Raw genomic sequence first — 24,106 nt, 5'->3', positions numbered from 1 at the left:
GGTGCTTGATTTTATGTATAAACATCTTTAGAATTATATGTATATAATATTATCTAAAAATTTTATTATATTAAATAATAGCTAAAGCCTGTTTAAGGAGGTGTTTATTGTGGATTTGATAGACATTCTCTTAATCTTGCTTGGCATTTTTCTAGGTGTTGTCATCGGATATTTTATCGTCAAAAAAATTATGACGACTCAGCAGCAAGAAGCGCGGACATCTGCGGAACATATCATTGGTGAAGCAGAAAAAGAAGCGAACAGTATCAAGAAAGAAAAGCTGCTTGAGGCAAAAGAAGAAAACCAAAACCTGAAGGATGTTACTGAGCGTGAAGTCATGCAGAAGCGTGATGAGCTTAGAGCTTATGAGTCCAGGTTGCTGCAGAAAGAAGAAAATCTTGACCGCAAAAGTGAATCACTTGATAAAAAAGATGATGCACTGGAGCATAAAGAAGCAAAAATTGAAGAAAAACAGCAAATGGTTGATGCCGAGGAATCAAAGATTAAAGATATTATCAGTCAACAAGAAGAAGAATTATCCCGCATCTCCGGACTCACACGTGCTGAAGCACGTGATGAACTATTCTCGGAACTCGAGAAGGAACTGTCACATGATATGACTGTTATGGTCAAAGAAAAAGAAGACCAAATGAAACTAGAAGTGGATAAGAAAGCGAAGGAACTTCTGGCAGTAGCAGCACAGCGCTATGCTGCAGAATATACTTCAGAATCCACAGTATCAGTTGTTAACTTGCCTAATGATGAAATGAAAGGACGTATTATTGGCCGTGAAGGCCGTAATATAAGAACTTTGGAAACTCTGACTGGTGTCGACTTAATTATCGACGATACACCGGAAGCAGTTATTTTATCAGGATTCGATCCAATCCGACGTGCGATTGCGAAAAATGCGCTTGAAGCACTTGTTCAGGATGGGCGGATTCATCCGGGCCGTATTGAAGAGATGGTGGATAAAGCAAAACGTAATATGGAAACAGATATTCGTGATGCCGGCGAAGCAGCCGCATTTGAGCTTGATATTCATAATCTTCATCCAGAGTTAATTAAACATTTAGGTAAAATGAAATATCGTTTAAGTTACGGACAAAATGTTCTGAAACATTCAGTTGAAGTCGGATATTTATCCGGCATTCTCGCGAGTGAACTTGGCGAAGATGTTGCTGTGGCACGCCGTGCAGGACTGCTTCATGATATTGGTAAAGCCATTGACCATGAAGTGGAAGGCAGTCATGTTGAAATTGGTGTGGAACTTGCAAAACGTTATAAAGAATCTGACACTGTCATTAATGCGATTCATTCCCATCACGGGGATGTTGAGCCGACAAGTGTGATCTCCATACTGGTTGCTGCAGCGGATGCACTCAGTGCAGCACGTCCCGGTGCCCGTCGTGAAACATTGGAAAACTATGTGAAGCGTCTTGAAAGACTCGAACAGATTGCAGAAGGCTACGATGGTGTACAGAAAACATTTGCCATTCAAGCCGGACGGGAAATCAGAGTCATGGTATCACCGGAAGACATTGACGATGTAAGTGCACATCGCCTTGCCAGAGATATTAAAAAACAGATTGAAGACGAACTGCAATATCCAGGACACATTAAAGTGACAGTGGTCCGTGAGATGAGGGCAGTAGAATATGCCAAATAAAAAAATCCCGAACTGAATATAGTTCGGGATTTTTCATGAGTCTTACAACTGGAAATCTTCACCTTTAATTGCATGAAATACTGTGGAAGTCTCTTGAGAATTATGAGCAGTTGAATAACGGTCATAGTTCTCAGCCAGTCTGTAGGCGGTAAGATAAAGCTCGAGCGCGTCTTTTGCCTTGTCTTCTGCTGTCTCTTTGTTAGAAGGGTTTGCTGTTACTGTCATCTTCGCGAATTCTTTCGGATCAATTGATAGTGCCAATACATTCACTCCTATAAAAAGTTAGTCTTTTTTAATATACCCTGTTAAGTTTCAGAAAAAACATAAAAATATAAGGATGTTAATATATGAGAATTTTATTTGTTGGAGATGTTGTCGGGAAAGTGGGCCGCAGAATGGTTCAGGAACATCTTTTAAAATTAAAAAAAGAGCACGGTGCACAGATTGCAATTGTAAACGGTGAAAATGCGGCTCATGGGAAAGGGATTACTGAGAAAATTTATAAAGAACTGCTTGGATATGGTGCTGATTTTATTACTCTCGGCAACCATGCATTTCAAAAAAGAGAAATCTATGATTTATTCGAGCGCGATGTACGTATGATCCGTCCCGCAAATTATCCGGAAGGTGTGCCGGGAAAAGGCCATCAGACGATTAATATCAATGGTAAAAAGCTGTTGATTATGAATATCCAGGGCAGAAGTTTTATGCCGGCCATTGACTGTCCGTTCAGATGTGTAGATCAAATTCTAAAAGAAAATGAATATGATTATGCTTTCGTAGATTTTCACAGTGAAACAACAAGTGAATCAATTGCCATGGGATATTATTTAGACGGCCGTGTGGATGCAGTGGTCGGTACGCATACACATGTACAGACCAATGATGAGACAGTGCTTGAAAATAAGACAAAATATATTACAGATGTCGGAATGACAGGATTTAAAGACGGCATTCTCGGTATTTCAAAAGAAGAAGTGATTGATCGTTTTCTCCACCAGCTGCCCGTAAAACACAATGTTCCTGAAACAGGGAAAGGAATATTAAGCGGTGTGATTATTGATACGGACTATCATAAAATAGAAAAAATTAAAATTACCGAATAAGCGGCTCATCCAAAGGACTGATTTTTAAATAAACAGCCTTAAGTATTATGTGAAAGTGGCTTAAATTTGTTATAATTTTATATGAATAAGGAGGCTATTTATAAAATGAGAAAGCAGTTATCATGGAAAGTGGGCGGTCAGCAGGGTGAAGGTATCGAATCCACAGGAGAAATATTTTCAACTACGCTGAACAGAATGGGCTACCATTTATATAGCTACAGACATTTTTCAAGCCGTATTAAAGGCGGTCATACGAATAATAATGTAAGAATATCAGTTGATGAAGTACGTTCTGTTGCTGATAATATTCATATTCTTGTTGCGTTTGACCAGCAGACTATAGATGTTAACAGTCATGAACTGGTCGGGGGCGGGATTATTCTTGCAGACAGTAAGTTTAACCCGACAGTAAATGAAGACCTGGATGTAAAACTTGTCAGTATCCCGTTTACTGAAATTGCCAAAGAAGAAGGCAGCCAGCTGATGAAAAACATGGTTGCGATCGGTGCCAGTGCGAAGCTGATGAATTTGGAACTGGCGCCTTTTGAGGAAATGATTCATAAAATATTCATCCGTAAAGGTGCAGAGATTGTCGCATCCAACAACAGAGCTCTTGCACTTGGAGCAGAAAAAATGGCAGAAGAGATGCAGAACATCGAAGATGACTTTGAGATGGAAGCAGCACCCGAGGAAGAACGGTTATTCCTGATTGGTAATGATGCAATCAGTTTTGGTGCAGTCAATGCAGGTGTCAGATTTATGCCTGCCTATCCGATTACACCTGCAAGTGAGATCATGGAATATATGATTAAACATCTTCCGAAGCTCGGCGGTACTGTTATCCAGACTGAGGATGAAATCGCTGCAGTGACGATGACGATTGGTTCCAACTATGCCGGAGCGAGAAGCTTCACTGCCTCAGCCGGTCCGGGCCTCAGCCTGATGATGGAGTCCATCGGATTATCGGGAATGACAGAAACACCGCTTGTAATTGTTAATACAATGCGCGGGGGGCCGTCTACAGGCCTGCCGACAAAGCAGGAGCAGTCAGACTTAAACCAGATGATTTACGGCACGCACGGAGATATTCCGAAAATCGTTATGGCACCGAGTGATGTAGAGGATGCCTTCTATACGACTGTCGATGCATTTAACTTAGCTGAATATTATCAGGTACCGGTGATTTTATTATCAGATTTACAGATGTCTCTAGGTAAACAGTCAGCAAGACCGTTCGATCTTGATAAGATTGATATTAACAGAGGAAAAACTGTTCTCGAGGATATTGAAGAAACAGACGGGTATTATGAAAGATATAATGATTCAGAAGACGGTATATCCAACCGACCGATTCCGGGGCTGAAAGGCGGTATTCACCATGTGACCGGTGTAGAGCACAATCAGACCGGAACGCCAAGTGAAACTCATGAAAACCGTCAGATGATGATGGATAAACGGATGAGAAAGCTTCATAATTTCTCAATGGATGAGCCTTTCAAAGTACGCGGTGAAAAAGAGAGCGACCTTCTGATTATCAGCTTTTTAAGTGTCAACGGTGTAGTGGAAGAGGGTGCATCAGAAAGCGGTGGTAATATCACACGCATTCAGATGAAGCAGCTGCATCCATTCCCGATTGAGACGATTAAACCGTATCTTGACGGTGCGAAGAAAATACTTGTTGTGGAACAGAATTATGGTGCACAGTTATATAATATTGTAAAAATGAATTATTATGGACATGACCGTTTGAAGTCATATACCAAATATGACGGAACGCCTTTTAAACCTCACGAAATTAAATCGCATATAGAGTCAATTATGGAAGTAAAGGAAGTTTTATAAATGGCGACTTTTAAAGATTTTAGAAATAATATTAAACCAAACTGGTGCCCCGGCTGCGGTGACTTCAGTGTACAGGCTGCAATACAAAAAGCATGTGCAGCAAATGGACTGGAACCTGATGAACTAGCAGTAATCACAGGTATCGGCTGCAGCGGAAGATTAAGCGGATATATTAAATCCTACGGCTTTCATGCCACTCACGGCAGAAGCCTGCCCGTTGCACAAGGTGTGAAGATGGCAAATGATGATTTAACCGTGATTGCTTCAGGCGGTGATGGTGATGGTTTTGCGATAGGTATGGGACATACAGTCCACGCGTTAAAACGTAATATTGATATTACCTACATTGTGATGGACAATCAGATTTACGGTTTAACAAAAGGGCAGACTTCCCCGTCTTCAGCAAAAGGATTTGTTACAAAATCTACGCCGGACGGTGCGATTGAAAACCCGATCCATCCAATCCGTACAGCCATGGCGAGCGGTGCAACCTTTATTGCACAAAGTGTAAGCTCCGATATTAAACAGCTGACTGCAATTATTCAGGAAGCAATTAACCATAAAGGTTTCAGTTTCGTCAACGTATTCAGTCCATGTGTCACTTATAATAAAGTAAACACATATGACTGGTTTAAAGAACATTTAACACCGGTTGAAGATATTGAAAACTATGACAAACATGATTCCAAAAATGCCATGAATGCAATTATGGAGTATGAAGGGCTTTTAAAAGGTATTATTTATCATGATGAAAATGCAAAATCATACCAGGAACATTTAGACGGTTATCAGGATCAGCCGCTTATTTCGAGAGAAATGCGTCTTGAAAAAGAAAACTTTGATGAAATGATGGCAGAGTTTAAATAGCGGGTATTCTGTTATGAGAAATGGTATTTAATAAAAACGAAGAAATATCTGCTTGATATTGAGCAGGCGTAAGATGCTGAATCTGCATTATGCAGGTTCAGTTTTTTATTGATTAACAGTGATAAGCTGTTTGCACTGGCTGAGAACAAACAGATGAACTATGTGAATCAATCATCACTCTACAAATGATGTAAGCAACTGCAGAACGATAATCCATTCATAAAATGAGTGTCCTGAATATTTTTCAGGGCACTTCTTTAGTATAATTAACAGTTGAGGTGTTTATATGAAAATTTTACATACTGCCGACTGGCATATTGGAAGAAAACTGAACGGGTTCGACTTATTATCAGAGCAGAAGTATGTTCTGGATCAGCTTATTGACAGTGTCATTGAAGATGACCCGGATGTTATTGTAATTGCCGGTGATTTATTTGACCGTTCGAATCCGTCAAAGGAAGCACTCGAGCTCGTGAATCAGTACTTATATAAATTAAATATTGAACTGAAAAAACCGGCATTTGTCATCAGCGGAAATCATGATTCAAAAGAACGTCTGAATTACGGCAGTGCCTGGTTCAAAGAAAGCGGCCTGCATATTTCGACTTCCATTGAAGCGGCATTAAAGCCGATTGAGCATGAGGGACATCATTTTTATCTGCTCCCGCACGTTGATGTACTGGAAGTAAGACATTATTTTGATGATGATTCGATTAAAAGTCATCAGGATGCATATTCCAGGATTATGGATGAAATAAAGCTAAATCTTGACCCGGGTATGGTTAATATACTGGTCGGTCATTTGTTTGTATCCAATGCAGAAGCGAGTGATTCAGAGCGGCCTTTGTCCATTGGTTTATCTGAAGAGGTGAACAAAGAAACATTTCAGATGTTCGACTATGTAATGCTCGGTCATCTGCATCACCCGTTCGCAGTGACTGATGAACGAATTTTCTACAGCGGATCACTCTTAAAATATTCCTTTTCTGAAATCAATCAGCCGAAAGGCTACCGCTTGATTGACACAGAGCGTCAGGAAGTTAAATTTAAAAGGCTGTACCCCATGCATGATCTTGTTTACTATGAAGGTGATTTTAACAAAGTGATTGAAAAAGACATTATGTTTGATGATGTTAATGCATATTTTAAATTTGAGCTTGAAAATATGCTCCATATTAAAGAACCTATGTCTAAAATTAAGCAGATTTATCCCAACACACTGGAACTCAGACCAAAAGTGACAGGCAGTGACCGTGAAATCCAAACCATTGATGTCAGTGCAACGAATGATTTTGAAATTTTTCAATCATTTATTCAGGAGATTACGGAAAGTGATTCTTCTGAATATCAGAACGAAGTATTTAAAAATATGTTTAAAGGAGAAGTCGATGAAACCCATTAAGTTGAACATGTCATATTTTGGACCATTTGAAAAAGAAACTATCGATTTCTCCAGAGTGCAGGATCAGATGTTCTTAATCAGCGGAAAAACCGGTTCTGGTAAAACGATGATTTTTGATGCCATTACTTTTGCGCTCTACGGGGAAGCATCGACTTCAGACCGTAATGAACAGTCTGTCCGGAGCCAGTTTGCTCTTGATGACAATATTTCATGCGTCTCCCTGTCATTTAGTATCAGAGACAAAATGTATACGGTTGAACGGGAGCTGACTTATCAGAAAGAAGGCAACAAAAGTAAGGTGCCCAATAAAGCTGTACTCTTTGACAGCGAAGGTAATGTTCTTGAAAGCCAGGTGAGAAGTGTCACTGAAAAGGTCATTGATATTGTAAAGCTTTCAGTGAATCAATTCAGACAGATTTTAATACTGCCGCAGGGTGAGTTTAAACGACTCTTATTATCGAAAAGTGAGGAAAAACAATCTATTTTAAGAACACTGTTTCAAACAGAACGATTTGTACAGTTTGAAGAAACCTTAAAAGATGAATGGAAAAAAGAACAGAAGTCACTTGAATTAATAGAATCTCATATTAACGGTTTGTACCAGTCTGTTATTTCAGATGAACCGCTCGATGATTCACCGTCGATGAAGGAACGACTGAATTTAATTCAGGAGTTGATTGACAGAGACGTATCCCGTTTAGAGACTGTCAATGAAAAAATCGACGTGCTTCAGGGACGTATAGCAGAAACCGAAAAGGAATTAAAATTAAAAGAGCAGCATAACGCATCACTTTTGGAACTCAAAACTCTGAAAGAGAAACGGCGTCTGCTTTTAGATGACAAAGAAAAGATAGAACGTCTTGAAAAAGCAGTGAAAGCCTATCATCTGGCAGCGGAGATTCAATATGAATTGAAGCAGGAACAGGAAATATCAGTTGAAGCTGAAAATAAAAATAATGACCGCCGGATACTTGAAGAGTCCCTTACAGAACTTAAAGCGTCTGTCAAAGAGAAGGAGACTTTATTTCAAAAACTTAAACATGATGAGGACGGTATGAAACAGCGTGATAAGCGATTGACGCGCATCGAGCGGTTTCTCGGTAATCAGTACAGAAATCTTGATGAAAGTGAAGAAAAAGGACGTCTGATTATTAAAGATCTGGTGCGTGAGATGGATGAAAATAAAGCCCGGATTGAATCCTTGAAAAAAGAAATTTCCCAGTCGGAAATATCTCAAAGTGATATTGATGAAGAAAAGGAAAAGTTATTTGAACTGAGAAGCCGGCGTGAGCAGCTGCAGGAATCAATAAAGCAGGAAAAAAAGTTTAGTGAAGCTGATGTGAGGATTAATGCATTAGTTAAAAAAGAAAGTGACCTGCAGCAGGCATTAAAACGGTGTGATCATGAATTTTCAAGTATAGAGGATGCACTTAAGGGGAAATATGTGAGTGATGATAAGGTGCATATCGAGCATTTGATCAATCACTTGAAGATTGGTGAGCCATGTCCTGTCTGCAGGCAGACAGTAGACATCCTGCCGGACGATGTGACGTATCTGTCAAAAGATGAAGAAGAAAAGATTGAGTCTTTAAGAAATGAACGGCAGTCGATAGAAGCAGGGATAGAGACGGCGGAAAGAGAGTTATATGCAGAGCGTAAAGGTCTGGAAGGTACAGAGCGCATTAATCTTAAAGAAGCAGAAGAGACACGTGAATCTCTCGAGTCAACGATTCAAACGGCAGAAAAAAACTTGAAACATCAGCAGTCACTGCTCGAATATGTCACATCAAAAAAAGATGAAATTCAGACATTGGAAAAGACAGGTCACACACAGGATTTAAAACATGAAAAATTTCAAACGCGTTTGAATGAAGTATTAAACTTGAAGCGTGATTTTACGGATTCAACAGGATTCCGCCGGTATGATGATTTCTCTGAATTTTTTCATGCTGATAAAGAAGCGGTTGAAAAGTATTTTAAGCAGATGGATTCACTGACGCGTGAACTGGAAGAGCAGAACCAGGAACAGGTGAAAATGGATGAACGCTTAAAATTTTTAAACGAACGGCTCAGTGAATTATCCGGGCTGAAGGAGAAATACAGCAGCCGGGTAGAGACATTTATCAGTGAAAAAAACTTCAGTTCGAGAGATGAAGTATGGTCGGCATTAAATCTGTCCGACATCAGAGGGACAGAGCAGGAAATTCAGAGTTTCTATGAGGACTTGAGGCTGTACGACCGTCAGATTAAACAGGCGCAGTCATCACTTCAGTCACTGGAACCATATGATTTAGAGACAGTGAATCATACATTGTCATCATTTAAAGAGGAGCTTGAGGCACTCTTTAATGATTCTGCCGCAGTTAAAAATACGATTGAACATAATGAGAAAATTCATCAGAAAATGAAACAACAGGCAGATGCGTTCAGCCAAAATGAAGAATCCTTAAGACAGTTGATGGAGCTCTCCAATATTGTGTCAGGGAAGAATCATGCGAAAGTATCGCTTGAGCGCTATGTCCTGACGTATTATCTTGAGAGAATATTAAAAATTGCCAATCAGAGACTTCTTGAAATGACTCACCATCGTTATGCACTGGTGAGAAGCACATCCAGGATGAATCGTCAGACAGGACTTGATATTGAGGTGTTCGATTACTACAACAACCAGCAGAGGCATATCACTTCATTGTCCGGCGGGGAGACTTTCCAGGCATCCTTAACGCTGGCACTGGCATTGAACGAGGCACTCCAGCAGGAGTCCGGCGGGATCAGTCTGGACACAATGCTGATTGATGAAGGTTTCGGAACACTGGACCTTGAAACGCTTGATATCGCAATCAATACGTTAATTGACCTTCAGTCGAGCGGTAAAACAATCGGTGTGATTTCACATGTTGCAGAATTAAAAGAGCGTATGGAAAATATACTGTATGTCACAGCAGAAAATGAGAAAAGTACGACACATTTTAATATGTAACCTTTATTGATATAATTAATTTATGATATCAAGAGAGTAGTGAATTTATGGAGATACAGTCAAAGGGGATTTTCAGCGAACGTAATTTCATTGTCACGAACTTAATTATCGGGGCGTTTATCGCTATTTTGAATCAGACACTGCTGATTACGGCAGTACCTTCAATTATGGCGGATTTGAATATCCCGTTCAGCCAGGCACAGTGGCTGACAACAGGTTTCTTCCTCGTGAACGGGATAATGATTCCGGTCACAGCTTTTCTGATTAATAAATTTGAAACCAGAAAACTCTATATATACGCAATGACGATGTTTACTATTGGTACTTTAATTGCGGCAGTGGCTGTTCATTTCCCGACGCTCTTAATCGGTCGTATTGTTCAAGCCTCAGGTGCCGGAATTATGATGCCTCTGACCCAGGTGGTGCTCCTGACAATGTTTCCGGTTGAAAACAGGGGAAGGGCAATGGGACTTTTCGGACTTGTTATCGGGTTTGCGCCCGCAATCGGTCCGACACTTTCCGGATATATTGTGGAAATTTGGCCGTGGAGAAGTTTATTCTTAGTCGTGGCACCAATCGCAGTATTTAATATTATTTTTGCATTCATATTTATGAGAAATGTAGTAGAGACCACCAATCCTAAAGTGGATATCCTGTCGATTATTTTATCCACTCTCGGTTTCGGTGGATTATTGTACGGCTTCTCAGTCGCTGGGACAGCGGGCTGGATGTCCATGCCGGTCATCTTACCGATTACAGCAGGCGGGGCCATCGTATTTTTCTTTGTGACAAGGCAGCTGAAACTTGAGCAGCCGATCCTGAATTTAAGTGTATTTACAAACAAACACTTTTTAATCAGCACATTAATCGGCGTCATTGTTTTCACATCAATGGTGAGTGCTAACAACATTATTCCTGTTTTAATGCAGGATATGCTCGGGTATTCTCCGCTTGAATCCGGACTCGCATTACTGCCTGGTGCACTAATGATGGGGATAATGTCTTTTGCTGCAGGATATTTCTTTGATAAATATGGTATTAAGATGCTTGCAGTCATCAGCTTATCATTAATTCTTGTAACTTCTGTACTTCTTACATTTTTAAGTGAAGAGACGCCGTTTAAATACATCGTCATTGTATACACGATCCGGTTATTTGCGACGGGCTTATCCATGATGCCCCTGTCGACATTTGCCATGAATGCACTCAGTACCCGGATGATTTCACACGGGACTTCCATCAATAATACAATGCGGCAAATCGGCAGTTCTTTATTTACAGCATTACTGGTGACAGTAATGACAGGTGTCGGTATACGTGCTGCGGGTACAGGCACCTTGGCTGCCCAAGACCAGATTACCGGCGTTAATGCATCATTTATCGTGGCGTCTGTCGTTGCGTTAATCGGGCTTGTGATGGTATTCTTTTTGAAAGATAATAAAAAAGTGAAAGATCAGACACAGAAACGTTAAAAAACACCATGTTATGGTGTTTTTTTATTTGCTATACTGTGTTTAAGTAAAATGATGGAGGGATACATATTGAAAAGAATCATTGCATCTATTTTGTTTAGTGCATTAATAATATCCGGATGCAGTTCCTCTGATGTTCAAACAATGAGCCGCTACGGTAATGAAATCAATGACTTTGAAGTGACCGACCAGAACGATGAGTCATTTGAACGTGCCGATATGGACGGTAAGGTCTGGCTGTTAAACTTTATGTTCACGAATTGTGCAACAGTCTGTCCGCCGATGACAACAAATATGACAAATGTTGTGAATGAACTTGAAGAAAATGGAGTGGAAAATTACGGAGTATTAAGCTTCAGTGTGGATCCGGAAACGGACACGCCTGATGTTCTCACTGAATATATGAGCTGGTATGATGTACCAGAAAGCACAGAATGGCACCTCATGACTGGGTATGATTATGATTTTATCCGTGCATTCGCAGAAAAGAATTTCAAAACAATTGTAGCACCACCGCCAAAAGGCAGTAATCAGGTCACACACGGTACGAGTTTTTATTTAATAGATGAAAACGGTACAGTTATTAAGGATTATGCAGGTGTAAATGTTGGAGACACAGAATTTCCGTTATCAGAAATCGTCAGTGATGTGGAAACACTGACCAATGAACTTGAATAGCAGAGTATTGATAAATACAATGGAACCCGTCAATTTTGGATTGACGGGTTTTCACGTATAATTAAATTCTTTTAACTATGAAAACGTATTACAGTTTATTTTTCATTAAAACATGTCTTCATTTTACATGGTTTTCCATGATATGATGATTAAGTTATTTATATGGAGGTGGTAAAATGTCTGTCCGCAAAGAAAGGTATTATATCGTATTATTAGTTTTAGCCATTGTATTTATCGGTGCATCACTGCGTTCACCGATTTCATCTGTCGGACCTCTGGTTCCTTTTTTCAGTGAAGACCTTGAGATTACAAATACAACAATCGGTCTTTTAAATACACTGCCGCTGCTCGCATTTGGTATATTTTCACCATTTATACCAAGGCTCGCCGGGAAATTCGGAATGGAGATACCACTTCTTATTTCAATGATTATTCTATCTGTCGGTATATTAATCCGCGGTCTTGACGGACCGTTTCTTTTATTCATCGGAACAGCTTTAATCGGTATGTCTATTGCGGTGGGGAATGTACTGTCACCGGGGTTGATTAAGGCAACATTTCCATTTAAAGTCGGTATAATGACAGGAATTTATTCGTTTTCTATGAATATTGTATCTGCCTTGTCCGGCGGATTGTCTGTTTCAGTCGCAGCAAGTCCGGATTTTGACTGGCGGGCGGCATTGACCATGTGGGGAATTTTTCCGTTGATTGGTGTTATCGTGCTGATACTCAGGATGCCGATGGTACTTGATGAACGAAAGAAAGTCTTCAAGAAAATTGATGATAAACCGTCAGTGAAACTGTGGAAATCACCGCTTGCATGGGTGATTACACTGTATATGGGTTGTCAGTCATTAATACCATATACATTATTTGCATGGCTGCCTGCAGTTTTAGTGGAAAAAGGTTTCACTGAAAGTGAGGCAGGGTGGCTCTTGACGATTTATCAGCTGGGTCTGCTGCCGACTGCATTCATTGCACCGGTCATTGCCTATAAATTTTCAGATCAGCGCGTTATTGGAGCAGTCAGCGGCTTATTATGGTTTACAGGACTGCTTGGAGTGACAATTTTCAACGGTAATATTATCATTCCGTTTCTTGTGCTGGCGGGTGTCGGTGCAGGTACTACATTTACTCTCGCAATGATGTTCTTTGTACTCCGTACAAATTCAGTTGAACAGTCAGCGCAGTTATCAGGAATGGCTCAGTCTGCAGGGTATATTATTGCAGCAACAGGTCCTTTATTCCTTGGAATGATTTCCGAAATTACAGGAGGATGGAATATCCCGTTGATTATTTTAATGACAATATCATTAATCATTGCTGTGCTCGGATATTTTGCCGGAAGTAATAAAACAGTAACGAATTAAAGGTGGGTGCCCTGCACTCACCTTTTTTATACTGCTTGAATACTACAGTATAAATTCAACGATAAAACCAATAATGGATAGAATGGAACAGATGATACCGATAATATCCTGGAGTGTCTGGAATGGACGGCTCCATTTTTTGTTATCTTCATCATTGGCTGCTTTAGTTTTTCTTCTTTGTGCAGATTCGATGAGTCCGGCAACAAATATTAAAAATGAAATTGAAGACAGAAGGATAAATACGACAGTATAAAACGTATTATCACTGTTGAAAAACTGAAATGCCAGCAGGAAAAAACCGACGCCTGAAATCATAAAAGCGGAATTTCTTTTTTTATTTCGAATCAGTTCAAATGTGATAAATAGAATACCAAAAATATATATGAAGAAAGCGGCTGAATTAATAATCAGCCCCGGCAGCATAATATAAAACAAGGCAGGAACAAAGATCAAACCTGCACCAATGACATAACCGGAATAGTTATAGTGATTTTGATTATTTTTCATAATGAAACTCCTTACTTTTAATCGAACTGTCATTTGATGCGCAGTGACAGTTGAATGTATATAAAGAATAAACAGCAGAATGTAACGGAAGGAAAAAGAGAATTCTTTAAACTCATTATACGAACATATGTTCGTATTGTAAAGAGGATACGTCTATAAAAATTTGATATAGAGACAGAACAGCTGAGATTAATCATTTTGATTACGAAACAGAACATAAATTTGATAAACTGAAAGTAAATATCAAAGTGGAGGTCAACGAGATGAGAAATGTGATACTGGACTGTGATCCGGGGCATGATGATGCGGTTTCAATTATTATTGCCGCATCTAAACAGAGCAGCCTGAATATTTTAGGAATTACAACAGTGGCAGGTAACGTGGATGTCGGAAAAAATACAGTGAATGCACTGAAGGTGTGTGATCTTTTAAAGCTGGATGTACCGGTTGTAAAAGGTGCGGAAAGACCGCTTGTCAAAGAGAGTGAAATCGCACCGGAGATTCACGGGGAGAGCGGAATGGACGGCCCTGTGCTGCCGGATCCCGTCAAAGTGAGACATGAAGGGCATGCTGTTGATTTTATTATAGATACAGTAAAACAGTCGGATGAAAAGGTTACACTTGTACCAACTGGGCCGTTAACTAATATTGCACTTGCATTGATTAAAGAACCATCGATTAAAGATAATATTGAAGAGATTGTATTGATGGGCGGCGGGACATTCGGCAACTGGACACCGGCGGCGGAATTTAATATATACGTTGACGCAGAAGCGGCGGAAGTGGTCTGTAAAAGCGGTATTCCTGTCACAATGTTCGGTCTGGACGTGACACATCAAGTCATTGCGGATCAGAAAGTCATTGATCGGGTAGCACAAATCGATAATAAAACAGCGGTCTTTGTAAAAGAACTGCTGATATTTTTTGGGAAGATGTATGAAAATCATTTCGGGTTTAACGGTGGTCCGATTCATGATGCATGTACGACAATGTATTTAATCAATCCTGAAATGTTCGACTTTAAAGAGACGAATGTGACCATTGAAACAAAAGGTGAGGCAGCGTATGGAATGACAGTAGTGGACCTGCTTCGGACAACTGGTAAAAAGAAAAATGTAAAGTTTGCGGTTGGAGTGAATCAGGAGACGTTCTGGGAACAGTTCTATCATATACTCGAATCATTCAGTGGGAAATAAATGAACACAACTGACAAATAACCAGCATTTCACGGACAGGAATAAAAAGAAGCAGCACTCAACTGAAGTTGAATGTCTGCTTCTTTACTGTTTCTAAATTTTAAATGGATAAGGTCCGTATTTAAAACGGTCCCCAGTTCATTAAGTGGGCGATGATGAGAAATACTGCACCGACCGAATACCAGATGACGAGAAGCGGCCAGATGAATTTTAACCAGTCTGTATACTGCACTTTCGCAATAACGAGTGCCGCCATGAAGTATCCTGATGTCGGATAAAATATGTTTGAGAAGCCGTCACCGAACTGGAACGCAAGTACTGCATTCTGTCTGGTCATCTCAGTGATATCCACAATACCGACCATAATCGGCATCGTTGCTGCTGCCTGGCCGCTTCCTGACGGAATCAGGAAGTTTATCAGACCCTGTGTAATCATCATTACTACAGGAACGAAAGTTCCGGGAATCATCTCGATGATTGAACTTAAAGAATAAACAACAGTATCTAAAATCTGTCCGTCTTCTAATACAATTGAAATTGCACGTGCCACACCGACAATTAAAGCACCAAGCAGAATATTTTTAATTCCGTCATTAATGGAGTCAGCAATTTTAGACGGTCCCATGCCCGCAATCAGACCGCAGATAATACCTGCGAACAGATAAAAACCTGCAAGCTCTGTAAAATACCATCCATGAACTAACACACCATAAAACATTCCGGCGAAAGACAAAACAAATGCCCCGGTAGCAATTTTAGTCCGGGTTGTAATTTCCGGCTGATTTTCAGTGTCACTGCTGAATTCTTTGGGATCAACATAATTAGTAACTAAACTTTTCTCCGGGTTATTCAATACTTTCTTTGAGTACCAGAGGACATAGATAATCCCGATTATCGTCATTACAGTTAAAACAACAGCTCTGAATCCCATTCCGGAATAGAGCGGCAGCTCTGCAATCGTTTGAGCTGTACCGAGATTGGCAGGTGCGGTCAGTGAGACTGTGAAACCAACTACAGTAGCAACGAGAGTCGTAGCGGTTGCTGCAATTCTATCAAAGCCAAGTTTTAAAAATAATGGAAGCATTGCAGGTAAAAAGATCAATGAAGATTCAATGTTTCCTGTAATTGTTACGAAAATAACCAATGGAATCATTACTGTAGGAATAAGCAGTAATCCTTTTTTCTTAAATCTCTTTGTCAGGAAATCAATGATTAAGTTAATGACTCCTGCATTTTCAACTATTTTAAATAAAGCACCAATCGCCATAATTCCAAATATAATTTCAATTGTTGCAATAACACCGCGTGGAATGGATGTCATATAATCCATGAAGCTGACCGGTGTCTGTCCGACAAAACTAAATGTATCTGAAACAATCATATCGACACCATTCACAGTTTCACGGTCATAAGCACCTGCTGGTACAATATATGTAGCAATCACTGCGAGAGTAATCATTGCAAATAAAATGACATATATATGAGGCATGACAAAGCCTTTTTTCTCTGACCTTTTTTCTTTGGCCATTTACAGTTTCCTCCTTAGTGTAACTGGGATATTAAATCAAGTGATGCATCATTCGAAGATACATATTTAATAAAATACTATACACAAAAGAGGTTGTAAATGTAATTTTTAGATTTTTAAGTAAATTAAGTGTTATTTTTATAATTATTATTTAAAAATTCCTTTAAACTTTTTTTCGTTACACCATTACGACCCGTAACCGATTCTGAATTGATTAAAGAATTTAAAACAGCTTCTTCGACAGCTTCACCGGCAGCACGGAATGCATGATCAATCTCATCATCGTGAATCTGCGGTATGTCAAAGGGTGACTGCGTTTTTTGATGGGGAATCCTTGATGCGGTACTAAAGCCGATGACAATATCACCACTGCCGTTTCCAATAATTGAACCGGTTCGCGAAAGACCGGCGGCAGAGCGTTTAATAATTCGTTTTAACTGTAATTGTGATACAGGAAGGTCAGTTGCTGCAATAATTATAATCGATCCCTTATCACTGGTGTCCTCGGGTGGAATAATCTTATCTTTGATTTCCATACCGAACTGACGGCCGTTAATCATTAAATCTGAAATAAAGCCGAAGTTCGATAAGACGAGAACACCGAGCGTATAAGTCCCGTGCGGCAGGGGAATCAGCCTTGAAGAAGAACCAATTCCGCCTTTAAGAGAATAACAGACCATTCCTCGTCCGGCACCGACAGCGCCTTCTTCAAAATCTGCAGAAGCAGTGCGTATGGCGTTCCATACATCTTCTTTTTGAATACTTTCTCTCCGTATATCATTTAAAACCATATCATTGCATTCCCCGACAACTGTATTGACTGTACCGGTGGAACGACCGATTTCAGGTGTGTCATTCAGCATATAATCAACAAGTGCAGATTGCACCGTGCCGACAGACAATGTATTTGTCAGCAGTATAGGGGATTCCAGTGTGCCGAGTTCATCGATTTGGACGAGACCGGTTGTTTTGCCGAAACCGTTAATTACATGGCTTGCTGCAATCAGTTTCTCCCGGAATATATTATCCTGATGCGGCAGTACAGCAGTGACACCCGTCTGAATATCACCGTCAGACAGAGTCGTATGACCGACAGTGACACCGGGGACATCGGAAACAGAGTTTCTCTTTCCGTGTGCCATGCTGCCGATTTTAATATTATAATCACGGATACCTTTTTTCATTTTATGACCTCCAGAATAGTGCATAAGATAATAATAACAGAGTAAATAAGAGAAGATGCCGGGTAATATTCTTTTCTGTTCCTATACTTCATATCAAAATATAGAATTTAACTGATAAAAGGATTACAATATATGCTACAGTGTTTAAATTTAAGGAAGTACCGTCTGATGAATGATGGAAACAATCCTGAAAAACAAAAGCGTTTTAAAATATATAGTGGATGATAAAGAGTAACAAGGAGGAAGCAGCATGGCAGTTCAAAAAGCAACATTTGCAGGCGGGTGTTTCTGGTGTATGGTGAAGCCCTTTGATCAATGGGATGGTGTACACCAGGTATTATCCGGATATACAGGCGGGGAGACAGTCAATCCCTCTTATGAGGAAGTGAAAACAGGTGAGACGGGTCACTATGAAGCGGTTGAAATTAGTTACGATGACACAGTCATCGACTACGAGACCATTCTTGATTTATATTGGCCGCAGATTGATCCGACAGATCCGGACGGTCAGTTCCAGGATAGAGGCCCTCAGTACAGAACGGTAATTTTTTATCATAATGATGAACAGAAAGTACTGGCGGAACAATCAAAAGCGGCAGTTGATGCGAGCGGCAGATTCAATCAGCCGGTCGTCACTGAAATAAAACCTGCCGGAACATTTTATAAAGCAGAAACATATCATCAGGATTTCTATATAAAGAGTAAAGATGCATATGAAGCGGACCGGGAAAATTCCGGCAGAGATGAATTTATAGCAGAAAACTGGAAGTAGATATGAATATTACCGCAGTATAAAAGCCGTCAAAAATGACGGCTTTTGTTATGCAGTATTCTATAGAATATTTACTTTGTAAACAGCACACAGACCACTTCTGGTGCATAAATATCTTTTTTGATGACTGACAGTCTGCCGGAATCACTGTTTCTCCGGTATAAAGTGAGATTGTCTGAATCAAGATTGGCCGCGATTAGAAATTGATCATCCGGGCTGAGTGAGAAGTCTCTCGGGGTACTGCCCTCAGTCGAAACATGCTCAACAAAAGTGACTTCAGAACCATCTGCATTTATTTTGAATACTGCGATTGAATTATGGCCGCGGTTTGATAGATAAAGGAATTTTCCATCCTTTGTAATTTTAACGGCGGCACCCGCATTAAAATCACTGTATCCTTCAGGCAGTGTACTTACTTTCTGCAGCTCTGTAAATACACCTGTTTCCTGTTCATAAGACAGTACGGTGACTGTACTGTCGAGTTCCCCGAACAGATAAGCGTATCTGCCGTTGGGATTGAATGTTAAATGTCTCGGCCCTGTTGCGTCTTCTGCAGTATAGACAGCGGTCTCTGTTAAAATACCATCGTCTGAGACATCATAAGTGTAGACACTGTCTGTACCGAGGTCACAGACTGTAAGCCGCTTATCCGGTGTTAAATCTGCGTAGTGGGCATGGGCGGAATCCTGGTTTTCATGAGAGCCGGTAGGTTCATCATGAACAATAGTATCTGCAGCTTCCAAAGATCCGTCTTTTAGGATTTTGTAAACATTCACTTCACCTTCGTGATAGTTGGCACCGTAAACGAGACCGCGTGTTTCATCGACCGCAGTGTAACATACAGGTGCCCCGTCCTTAACGACAGTATTTACTAAATTGAAATTCCGGTCGTAAGCAGCTGTACCGCCCTTATCATCTACTGATGTTACGGAGTAAATATAACCATCCCGGCTCTCTGAGAGATAGGTTGGACTGGTTTCTTCAGTCATTAAAGTTAAGTCTGTTAAATCTTCTTTTTTTGTATCAAGAACAATAGAATATATTCCTTTACTTTCACGACGGGTATACGTCCCCAATAATATTTTTTCCTGCACAATAAACCCTCCATATACGAGATTATCCCCATATTAACATATAATGTTTAATAATCTGAATGTGACACTTTCATATAGCAGAGGCTTATTCAAATACAACATTTAAATATCTTTCAAAATTTAATAATCTGAAGCCTGTAATTTAATATGTATATCAGACTGCTTCACTTCAGCTGTTTTACATGATGGTTGGTGACAGACACTGTATATTTGCGTTTTTACAACTATTTCACGGGTGTTTATAATTCTCATATAATGATCTAGAGGAGTGGACAAATGCTGATACTGATTATTTTTGGAGGGCTGCTTGCTTCTTTTCTTTTTGCTGTGACATCGATGGAAGGTATTCGTTTTCTGTTCAGAAGGAGCAGATGTGAGACTTGTTCACATACACTGTCGTGGTTTGAACTCGTTCCGGTATTCAGCTTTTTATTTCTTAAAGGCAGGTGTCTTAATTGTAATGAAACCATCTCATTAAGTTATTTAGTTACAGAAGTGATGACAGTCGCACTTTTTATACTGCCGTTGTTTTTTGAAATTGGATTGTATGAATTAACGCTTTACTATTTAGCGGTTCTTATTCTTGTACCGCTTTCTGTTTATGACTATGAACATATGAAAATACCAAATCATATGACACTGCTCTTTTTATTTACCGGATTGTTTCTGACGCATCTAAATTATTTTGAGCCGTTTTACGATATATTGATTATTCTCATGCTTCATATTGTCTATTTCCTATTTAACGAATCCATCGGTTACGGTGACATTAAATTGTTTACTGTGCTCACATTGATTACACCTGTTTCTTTTTTCCTGTACACAGTACTGTTTACTTATTTAATCGGCGGTGCATTTATCGTATTTATCCAGATGATTAAAAACAGAACGATAAAAAAAGTACCGCTCGTTCCTTTTATTACAAATGCGGTAGTAATTGTTTTCTTCCTCTATGAGGAAATTAATATGATATATTATGGAGGATTTTTATGACACTGATGATTAAAGAGATGCATTCATCTGATAAACCGCGTGAAAGACTGATGATATACGGTCCGGACAAACTTACGAATCAGGAGCTTCTTGGAATTATCATTAACAGCGGCAGTAAGGATGCATCGAGCCTGACCCTTGCGAGCCGGATTATTAAAGATATGAAATCCATCCGGGAGCTGAGAGATGTTACTTTACAGGAACTGATGAGTGTTAAAGGAATAGGGGAGGCGAAGGCAGTCACAATCTTATCCGTGATAGAACTTGCAGTCAGAATGCACTCACATTCACTTGAGGAAGAAGTATATATTAAAAGTCCGGAGGATGTATCCAATCTGTTGATGGAACAGATGCGCTACTATCAGCAGGAGCACTTTGTTGTATTATTTTTATCTACAAAAAATATGGTTATTCATCAGGAAACGATGTTTAAGGGGTCACTGAACACGAGCATTGTGCATCCAAGGGAAATATATAAGAGTGCTGTTAAGAGAAGTGCTGCTGCGATTATATGTGTGCATAATCATCCGAGCGGGGACCCGGCACCGTCCAAAGAGGATATCGAAGTTACGAAGCGTCTGGTGGAGTGCGGTGAGCTGATTGGTGTTGATTTTCTGGATCATATCATTATCGGTTCAGGCAGGTATTTGAGTTTAAAGGAATTAAGCTATATATGACCGGGGGGATGGTATATGGGGCTTGATATTCGTTTGTATCTTCTGGATACACATACATCTGAACATGTCGAGTACAGCCGCTACAGGAATTTTAATGCCCTGTACGGTTACTTTCACAGAAAATGCGGGATAGACAATTTGGTGAAAATTTATCTTAACAGGGACACGATAGATGAACTGTATCTGATTTTAAATGAAATAAAATATAACTCACTTAAGAGTGATGTGCTGCTTCCTTCATTCGACGGTCCGTTATTTGGGAGTCTCGAGTACGACAAAATATATAAAAATCATGTCAGGCAGGCGGCATCTGACTTCTATCATGCAAAATTTCTGGATTACAGCCGTTATCGTCTGTATATTATTGCGCATTGGCATTATTGATATACACAGACATAAATATAACAGACTCAAGGATCTGCCCACGAGTCTGTTATATTTGGTGATTTAGTTCATATGCATTTTGATTTTATCGGGAATCATAACGACTTCAGTGGATAAATCCACTGGTCTGAAAGAAGGGTCTATACATTCCTTCCAGTATTCCAGATGTTTAATATCAATCCAGTGTGAGGATTCTGTTACATCCTGACCGCCTTCCCCTTGGACAGCATACCAATATAGATATTCTTCACCATTTAATACTTCTCTGAAAATAGTTTCAACATACATCTTCTCATCTTCCAGAGTGAGGAGAACATCTTTCATATTTTTGTTCAGAAATTCCATCCATTCGTCTACCTGTTTACTTTTACCGTCTAACACTTTAAATCTCGTAATTTCTACATTCATTGGTTAATCTCCCTTTATTATCTATTATTAAATGATTATCGGAATAATCGTTTTAACAGTGAATATTTTTTCCTTGTGTAAGGTGCTTTAAGAAATGAATCTGTACCGTGAAATTTGGATATCATGACAGCTTTTTCGTGTGAAAAAGCTTCGATACTGTATCGGCCGTGAAATCTGCCGATACCTGACCCGCCGACACCGCCGAATGGCAGGTGTTCATTTGCAGCATGAATCATCACATCATTCATTACAGCTGCGCCGGAGGATACGTTATTGATAATATGATTCATCTTCTGTTCGTTTTTTCCAAAGATATAGAATGCAAGTGGCTTTGGATACTGTTTAATCACTTGATACATCTCTTCTTCCGTCGAAAAGGAAACGACTGGCAGGACCGGCCCGAATATTTCTTCTTCCATTGATGGTCCGTCAGCTGATTTTAAGTCGAGAACAGTCGGTTCAATGTACCGGTCGTCGTATTTTCCACCGTATACAATTTCATCAGAGTGACTGTTTATCATTTCTATCAGACGGTCTGCATGACGTCTGCTCACAATTCTGCCGTAGTCTTTGGACAACTGTGCATTTTTACCGTATAGAGATTTGATTTCTTTAACCATTGCCTTTAACAATTTGTCTTTCAATGAAGTATGCACTAAACAATAATCCGGCGCAATACATGTCTGTCCGGCATTCATTAATTTTCCCCATATGATTCGTCCGGCAGCAAGTTTAACATCCGCATCATTCAACACAACAACAGGACTTTTCCCGCCGAGTTCAAGAAGGACAGGTGTCAGATTTTTTGAAGCTTTTTCCATCACAATTCTACCAACCCGCGGGCTTCCGGTAAAGAATATAAAATCAAAATTTTTGTCGAGCAGTGACTGGGTTGTACTGACACCGCCTGTGACTACCTGGATATAAGAGGAAGTGAAGTGTGTATGAATCATTTCTTCAATTACTTTACTGACATTAGGCGTCAGCTCGGAAGGTTTAATGACTGCTGTATTGCCTGATGCCACAGCACCAATCAATGGCTCAATGACAGATAAAAACGGATAGTTGAACGGACCGATAATAAGAACCGTACCGTACGGCTCATAGACAGTAAAGCTCTTTTTTCCGAAGAGTATGGAAGGTGTACTTTTATGTTTTTGTTCCGTCCAGTCGGACAGATGTTTAATTGTATGTCGGATACTCCGTTTGACGAGTCCGATTTCTGTGGACAATGTTTCAAAACGGCCTTTATGAAGGTCTGTTTTAAATGCCTGATACAATTCTGTTTCATACTGTGTCACGGCTTTTAACAGTATACGAAGCTGCTTTTTCCGCCATGAGACAGACTGTGTACGTCCTGAATTGAAAAAATGCTGATGTGAGTGGAGTTCTGTCATCCAATCATCCTTTCTTAAATAATCATTTTAGAATATGATTAACTTAATGTTTCCCTAAAAAACACCTCTATAACCTTCAATAATCTATCAGGATAAATATAACTCTTTAATACGTTCCTGAGGACATTCATCAGTCAGGTCAACAAAGTATTCATTCTGCCATTCTTTGGTTTTAGAAGCTGATGGATTTAAATCACTAATCCAAGATGGGTATACTCTCACTGCCATTTTTCCTTCAGTATCCTCGCTTCGCAGTACACCTTTTTCCAACAAAATATCTTTATTGAATATGAATTGCCCGTTTAAATTACCGTCTATTATAGAAATAATTATTTTATCCGGACATTCCTCATATTTGAACGGCTGATTTTTTCCATCGCTCCCTTTTTCCCAAAGCGTTACAAAATAACCGGGCTTTTTTGGTGTTAATTTTGCCATCCTGCTTCTGAAGTGAATATTGTTAACCCAAAATGATGCACCTTCATAAGGTCGGTTTTGATTTTCTAAGGCAAGATCAGTTAACTCCAATTCATTCATATTTTTTAATAACTGTTTCGTTAACAGAATAGATTTCATTTTA

At 39.7% G+C, this 24,106-nt stretch carries 22 protein-coding genes; 14 read left to right on the top strand and 8 right to left on the bottom strand.

The window, feature by feature from the left end; all coding sequences use genetic code 11:
* The first annotated feature begins 109 nt into the window (after positions 1-109).
* A complete protein-coding gene (gene rny / locus ACFSX4_RS04490; RefSeq protein WP_377771969.1) occupies positions 110-1,669 on the top strand; it encodes a ribonuclease Y in 1,560 nt (519 codons plus the stop codon).
* Positions 1,670-1,711: 42 nt separating this feature from the next.
* Here rny and ACFSX4_RS04485 read toward each other — a convergent pair whose 3' ends face one another.
* Complete coding sequence (locus tag ACFSX4_RS04485) at positions 1,712-1,939, bottom strand: hypothetical protein (RefSeq protein ID WP_377771967.1); 228 nt, start codon at positions 1,937-1,939, stop codon at positions 1,712-1,714.
* 77 nt (positions 1,940-2,016) lie between these two features.
* Here ACFSX4_RS04485 and ACFSX4_RS04480 point away from each other — a divergent pair, with 77 nt between their 5' ends.
* The 8 genes from ACFSX4_RS04480 (at position 2,017) to ACFSX4_RS04445 (ending at position 13,386) form a co-directional block, all read left to right on the top strand.
* Complete coding sequence (locus ACFSX4_RS04480; RefSeq protein WP_377771965.1) at positions 2,017-2,775, top strand: TIGR00282 family metallophosphoesterase; 759 nt, start codon at positions 2,017-2,019, stop codon at positions 2,773-2,775.
* Positions 2,776-2,880: 105 nt separating this feature from the next.
* Positions 2,881-4,617, top strand: a complete 1,737-nt coding sequence (locus tag ACFSX4_RS04475; RefSeq protein ID WP_377771963.1) for a 2-oxoacid:acceptor oxidoreductase subunit alpha — start codon at positions 2,881-2,883, stop codon at positions 4,615-4,617.
* Positions 4,618-5,484, top strand: a complete 867-nt coding sequence (locus ACFSX4_RS04470; RefSeq protein ID WP_377771961.1) for a 2-oxoacid:ferredoxin oxidoreductase subunit beta — start codon at positions 4,618-4,620, stop codon at positions 5,482-5,484.
* 286 nt (positions 5,485-5,770) lie between these two features.
* Positions 5,771-6,886 carry a metallophosphoesterase family protein gene (locus tag ACFSX4_RS04465; RefSeq protein ID WP_377771959.1) on the top strand — a complete coding sequence of 372 codons (1,116 nt, stop codon included), beginning with the start codon at positions 5,771-5,773 and terminating at the stop codon, positions 6,884-6,886.
* Positions 6,873-9,866 carry an AAA family ATPase gene (locus ACFSX4_RS04460; RefSeq protein WP_377771957.1) on the top strand — a complete coding sequence of 998 codons (2,994 nt, stop codon included), beginning with the start codon at positions 6,873-6,875 and terminating at the stop codon, positions 9,864-9,866. Before ACFSX4_RS04465 ends, ACFSX4_RS04460 begins: the two co-directional genes overlap by 14 nt.
* 47 nt (positions 9,867-9,913) lie before the next feature.
* Positions 9,914-11,338 carry a DHA2 family efflux MFS transporter permease subunit gene (locus ACFSX4_RS04455; protein WP_377771955.1) on the top strand — a complete coding sequence of 475 codons (1,425 nt, stop codon included), beginning with the start codon at positions 9,914-9,916 and terminating at the stop codon, positions 11,336-11,338.
* A gap of 69 nt (positions 11,339-11,407) precedes the next feature.
* A complete protein-coding gene (locus ACFSX4_RS04450; RefSeq protein WP_377771953.1) occupies positions 11,408-12,016 on the top strand; it encodes an SCO family protein in 609 nt (202 codons plus the stop codon).
* A 176-nt stretch (positions 12,017-12,192) separates the two neighbouring features.
* Positions 12,193-13,386, top strand: a complete 1,194-nt coding sequence (locus ACFSX4_RS04445; protein ID WP_377771951.1) for a CynX/NimT family MFS transporter — start codon at positions 12,193-12,195, stop codon at positions 13,384-13,386.
* Between the two features lie 42 nt (positions 13,387-13,428).
* On the opposite strand, the gene ACFSX4_RS04440 is transcribed toward ACFSX4_RS04445, so the two are convergent.
* A complete protein-coding gene (locus ACFSX4_RS04440) occupies positions 13,429-13,893 on the bottom strand; it encodes a hypothetical protein (RefSeq protein ID WP_377771949.1) in 465 nt (154 codons plus the stop codon).
* Between the two features lie 263 nt (positions 13,894-14,156).
* Between ACFSX4_RS04440 and ACFSX4_RS04435 the strand changes: the two genes are divergently transcribed.
* Positions 14,157-15,089 carry a nucleoside hydrolase gene (locus ACFSX4_RS04435; RefSeq protein ID WP_377771947.1) on the top strand — a complete coding sequence of 311 codons (933 nt, stop codon included), beginning with the start codon at positions 14,157-14,159 and terminating at the stop codon, positions 15,087-15,089.
* Positions 15,090-15,210: 121 nt separating this feature from the next.
* On the opposite strand, the gene ACFSX4_RS04430 is transcribed toward ACFSX4_RS04435, so the two are convergent.
* Together ACFSX4_RS04430 and ACFSX4_RS04425 are read right to left on the bottom strand one after the other, a co-directional pair.
* Positions 15,211-16,617 carry a YfcC family protein gene (locus tag ACFSX4_RS04430; protein WP_377771945.1) on the bottom strand — a complete coding sequence of 469 codons (1,407 nt, stop codon included), beginning with the start codon at positions 16,615-16,617 and terminating at the stop codon, positions 15,211-15,213.
* Between the two features lie 125 nt (positions 16,618-16,742).
* Positions 16,743-17,801: a DmpA family aminopeptidase gene (locus ACFSX4_RS04425; RefSeq protein ID WP_377771943.1), complete on the bottom strand. Its 1,059-nt coding sequence runs from the start codon at positions 17,799-17,801 to the stop codon at positions 16,743-16,745.
* Between the two features lie 250 nt (positions 17,802-18,051).
* On the opposite strand from ACFSX4_RS04425, the gene msrA reads away from it, so the two are divergent.
* Positions 18,052-18,573 carry a peptide-methionine (S)-S-oxide reductase MsrA gene (msrA, locus tag ACFSX4_RS04420; protein ID WP_377771941.1) on the top strand — a complete coding sequence of 174 codons (522 nt, stop codon included), beginning with the start codon at positions 18,052-18,054 and terminating at the stop codon, positions 18,571-18,573.
* A 71-nt stretch (positions 18,574-18,644) separates the two neighbouring features.
* Here msrA and ACFSX4_RS04415 read toward each other — a convergent pair whose 3' ends face one another.
* On the bottom strand, positions 18,645-19,667 hold the full coding sequence (locus ACFSX4_RS04415) for a lactonase family protein (RefSeq protein ID WP_377771939.1): 1,023 nt from the start codon (positions 19,665-19,667) through the stop codon (positions 18,645-18,647).
* Between the two features lie 276 nt (positions 19,668-19,943).
* On the opposite strand from ACFSX4_RS04415, the gene ACFSX4_RS04410 reads away from it, so the two are divergent.
* The 3 genes from ACFSX4_RS04410 to ACFSX4_RS04400 are packed head-to-tail and all read left to right on the top strand — an operon-like array spanning position 19,944 to position 21,721.
* Positions 19,944-20,660 carry a prepilin peptidase gene (locus ACFSX4_RS04410; RefSeq protein WP_377771937.1) on the top strand — a complete coding sequence of 239 codons (717 nt, stop codon included), beginning with the start codon at positions 19,944-19,946 and terminating at the stop codon, positions 20,658-20,660.
* Complete coding sequence (radC, locus tag ACFSX4_RS04405; RefSeq protein ID WP_377771935.1) at positions 20,657-21,337, top strand: RadC family protein; 681 nt, start codon at positions 20,657-20,659, stop codon at positions 21,335-21,337. The genes ACFSX4_RS04410 and radC overlap by 4 nt, the downstream gene beginning before the upstream one ends.
* Positions 21,338-21,352: 15 nt before the next feature.
* The gene (locus tag ACFSX4_RS04400) at positions 21,353-21,721 is read left to right on the top strand and encodes a hypothetical protein (RefSeq protein WP_377771933.1); all 369 of its coding nucleotides are present in this window, start codon (positions 21,353-21,355) and stop codon (positions 21,719-21,721) included.
* Between the two features lie 63 nt (positions 21,722-21,784).
* Here ACFSX4_RS04400 and ACFSX4_RS04395 read toward each other — a convergent pair whose 3' ends face one another.
* From ACFSX4_RS04395 to ACFSX4_RS04385, 3 genes are all read right to left on the bottom strand, one after another.
* Positions 21,785-22,129 carry a DUF6176 family protein gene (locus ACFSX4_RS04395; protein WP_377771931.1) on the bottom strand — a complete coding sequence of 115 codons (345 nt, stop codon included), beginning with the start codon at positions 22,127-22,129 and terminating at the stop codon, positions 21,785-21,787.
* A 35-nt stretch (positions 22,130-22,164) separates the two neighbouring features.
* Positions 22,165-23,526 (bottom strand): aldehyde dehydrogenase family protein, encoded by a 1,362-nt coding sequence (locus tag ACFSX4_RS04390; protein ID WP_377771929.1) that lies wholly within the window; start codon positions 23,524-23,526, stop codon positions 22,165-22,167.
* Between the two features lie 87 nt (positions 23,527-23,613).
* Complete coding sequence (locus tag ACFSX4_RS04385) at positions 23,614-24,102, bottom strand: MepB family protein (protein WP_377771927.1); 489 nt, start codon at positions 24,100-24,102, stop codon at positions 23,614-23,616.
* Positions 24,103-24,106 lie beyond the last annotated feature (4 nt).

The organism is Corticicoccus populi, from assembly GCF_042686195.1.
In the GTDB taxonomy this organism is placed as follows: domain Bacteria; phylum Bacillota; class Bacilli; order Staphylococcales; family Salinicoccaceae; genus Corticicoccus; species Corticicoccus populi.
This window is presented reverse-complemented; position numbering and strand designations above follow the sequence as displayed.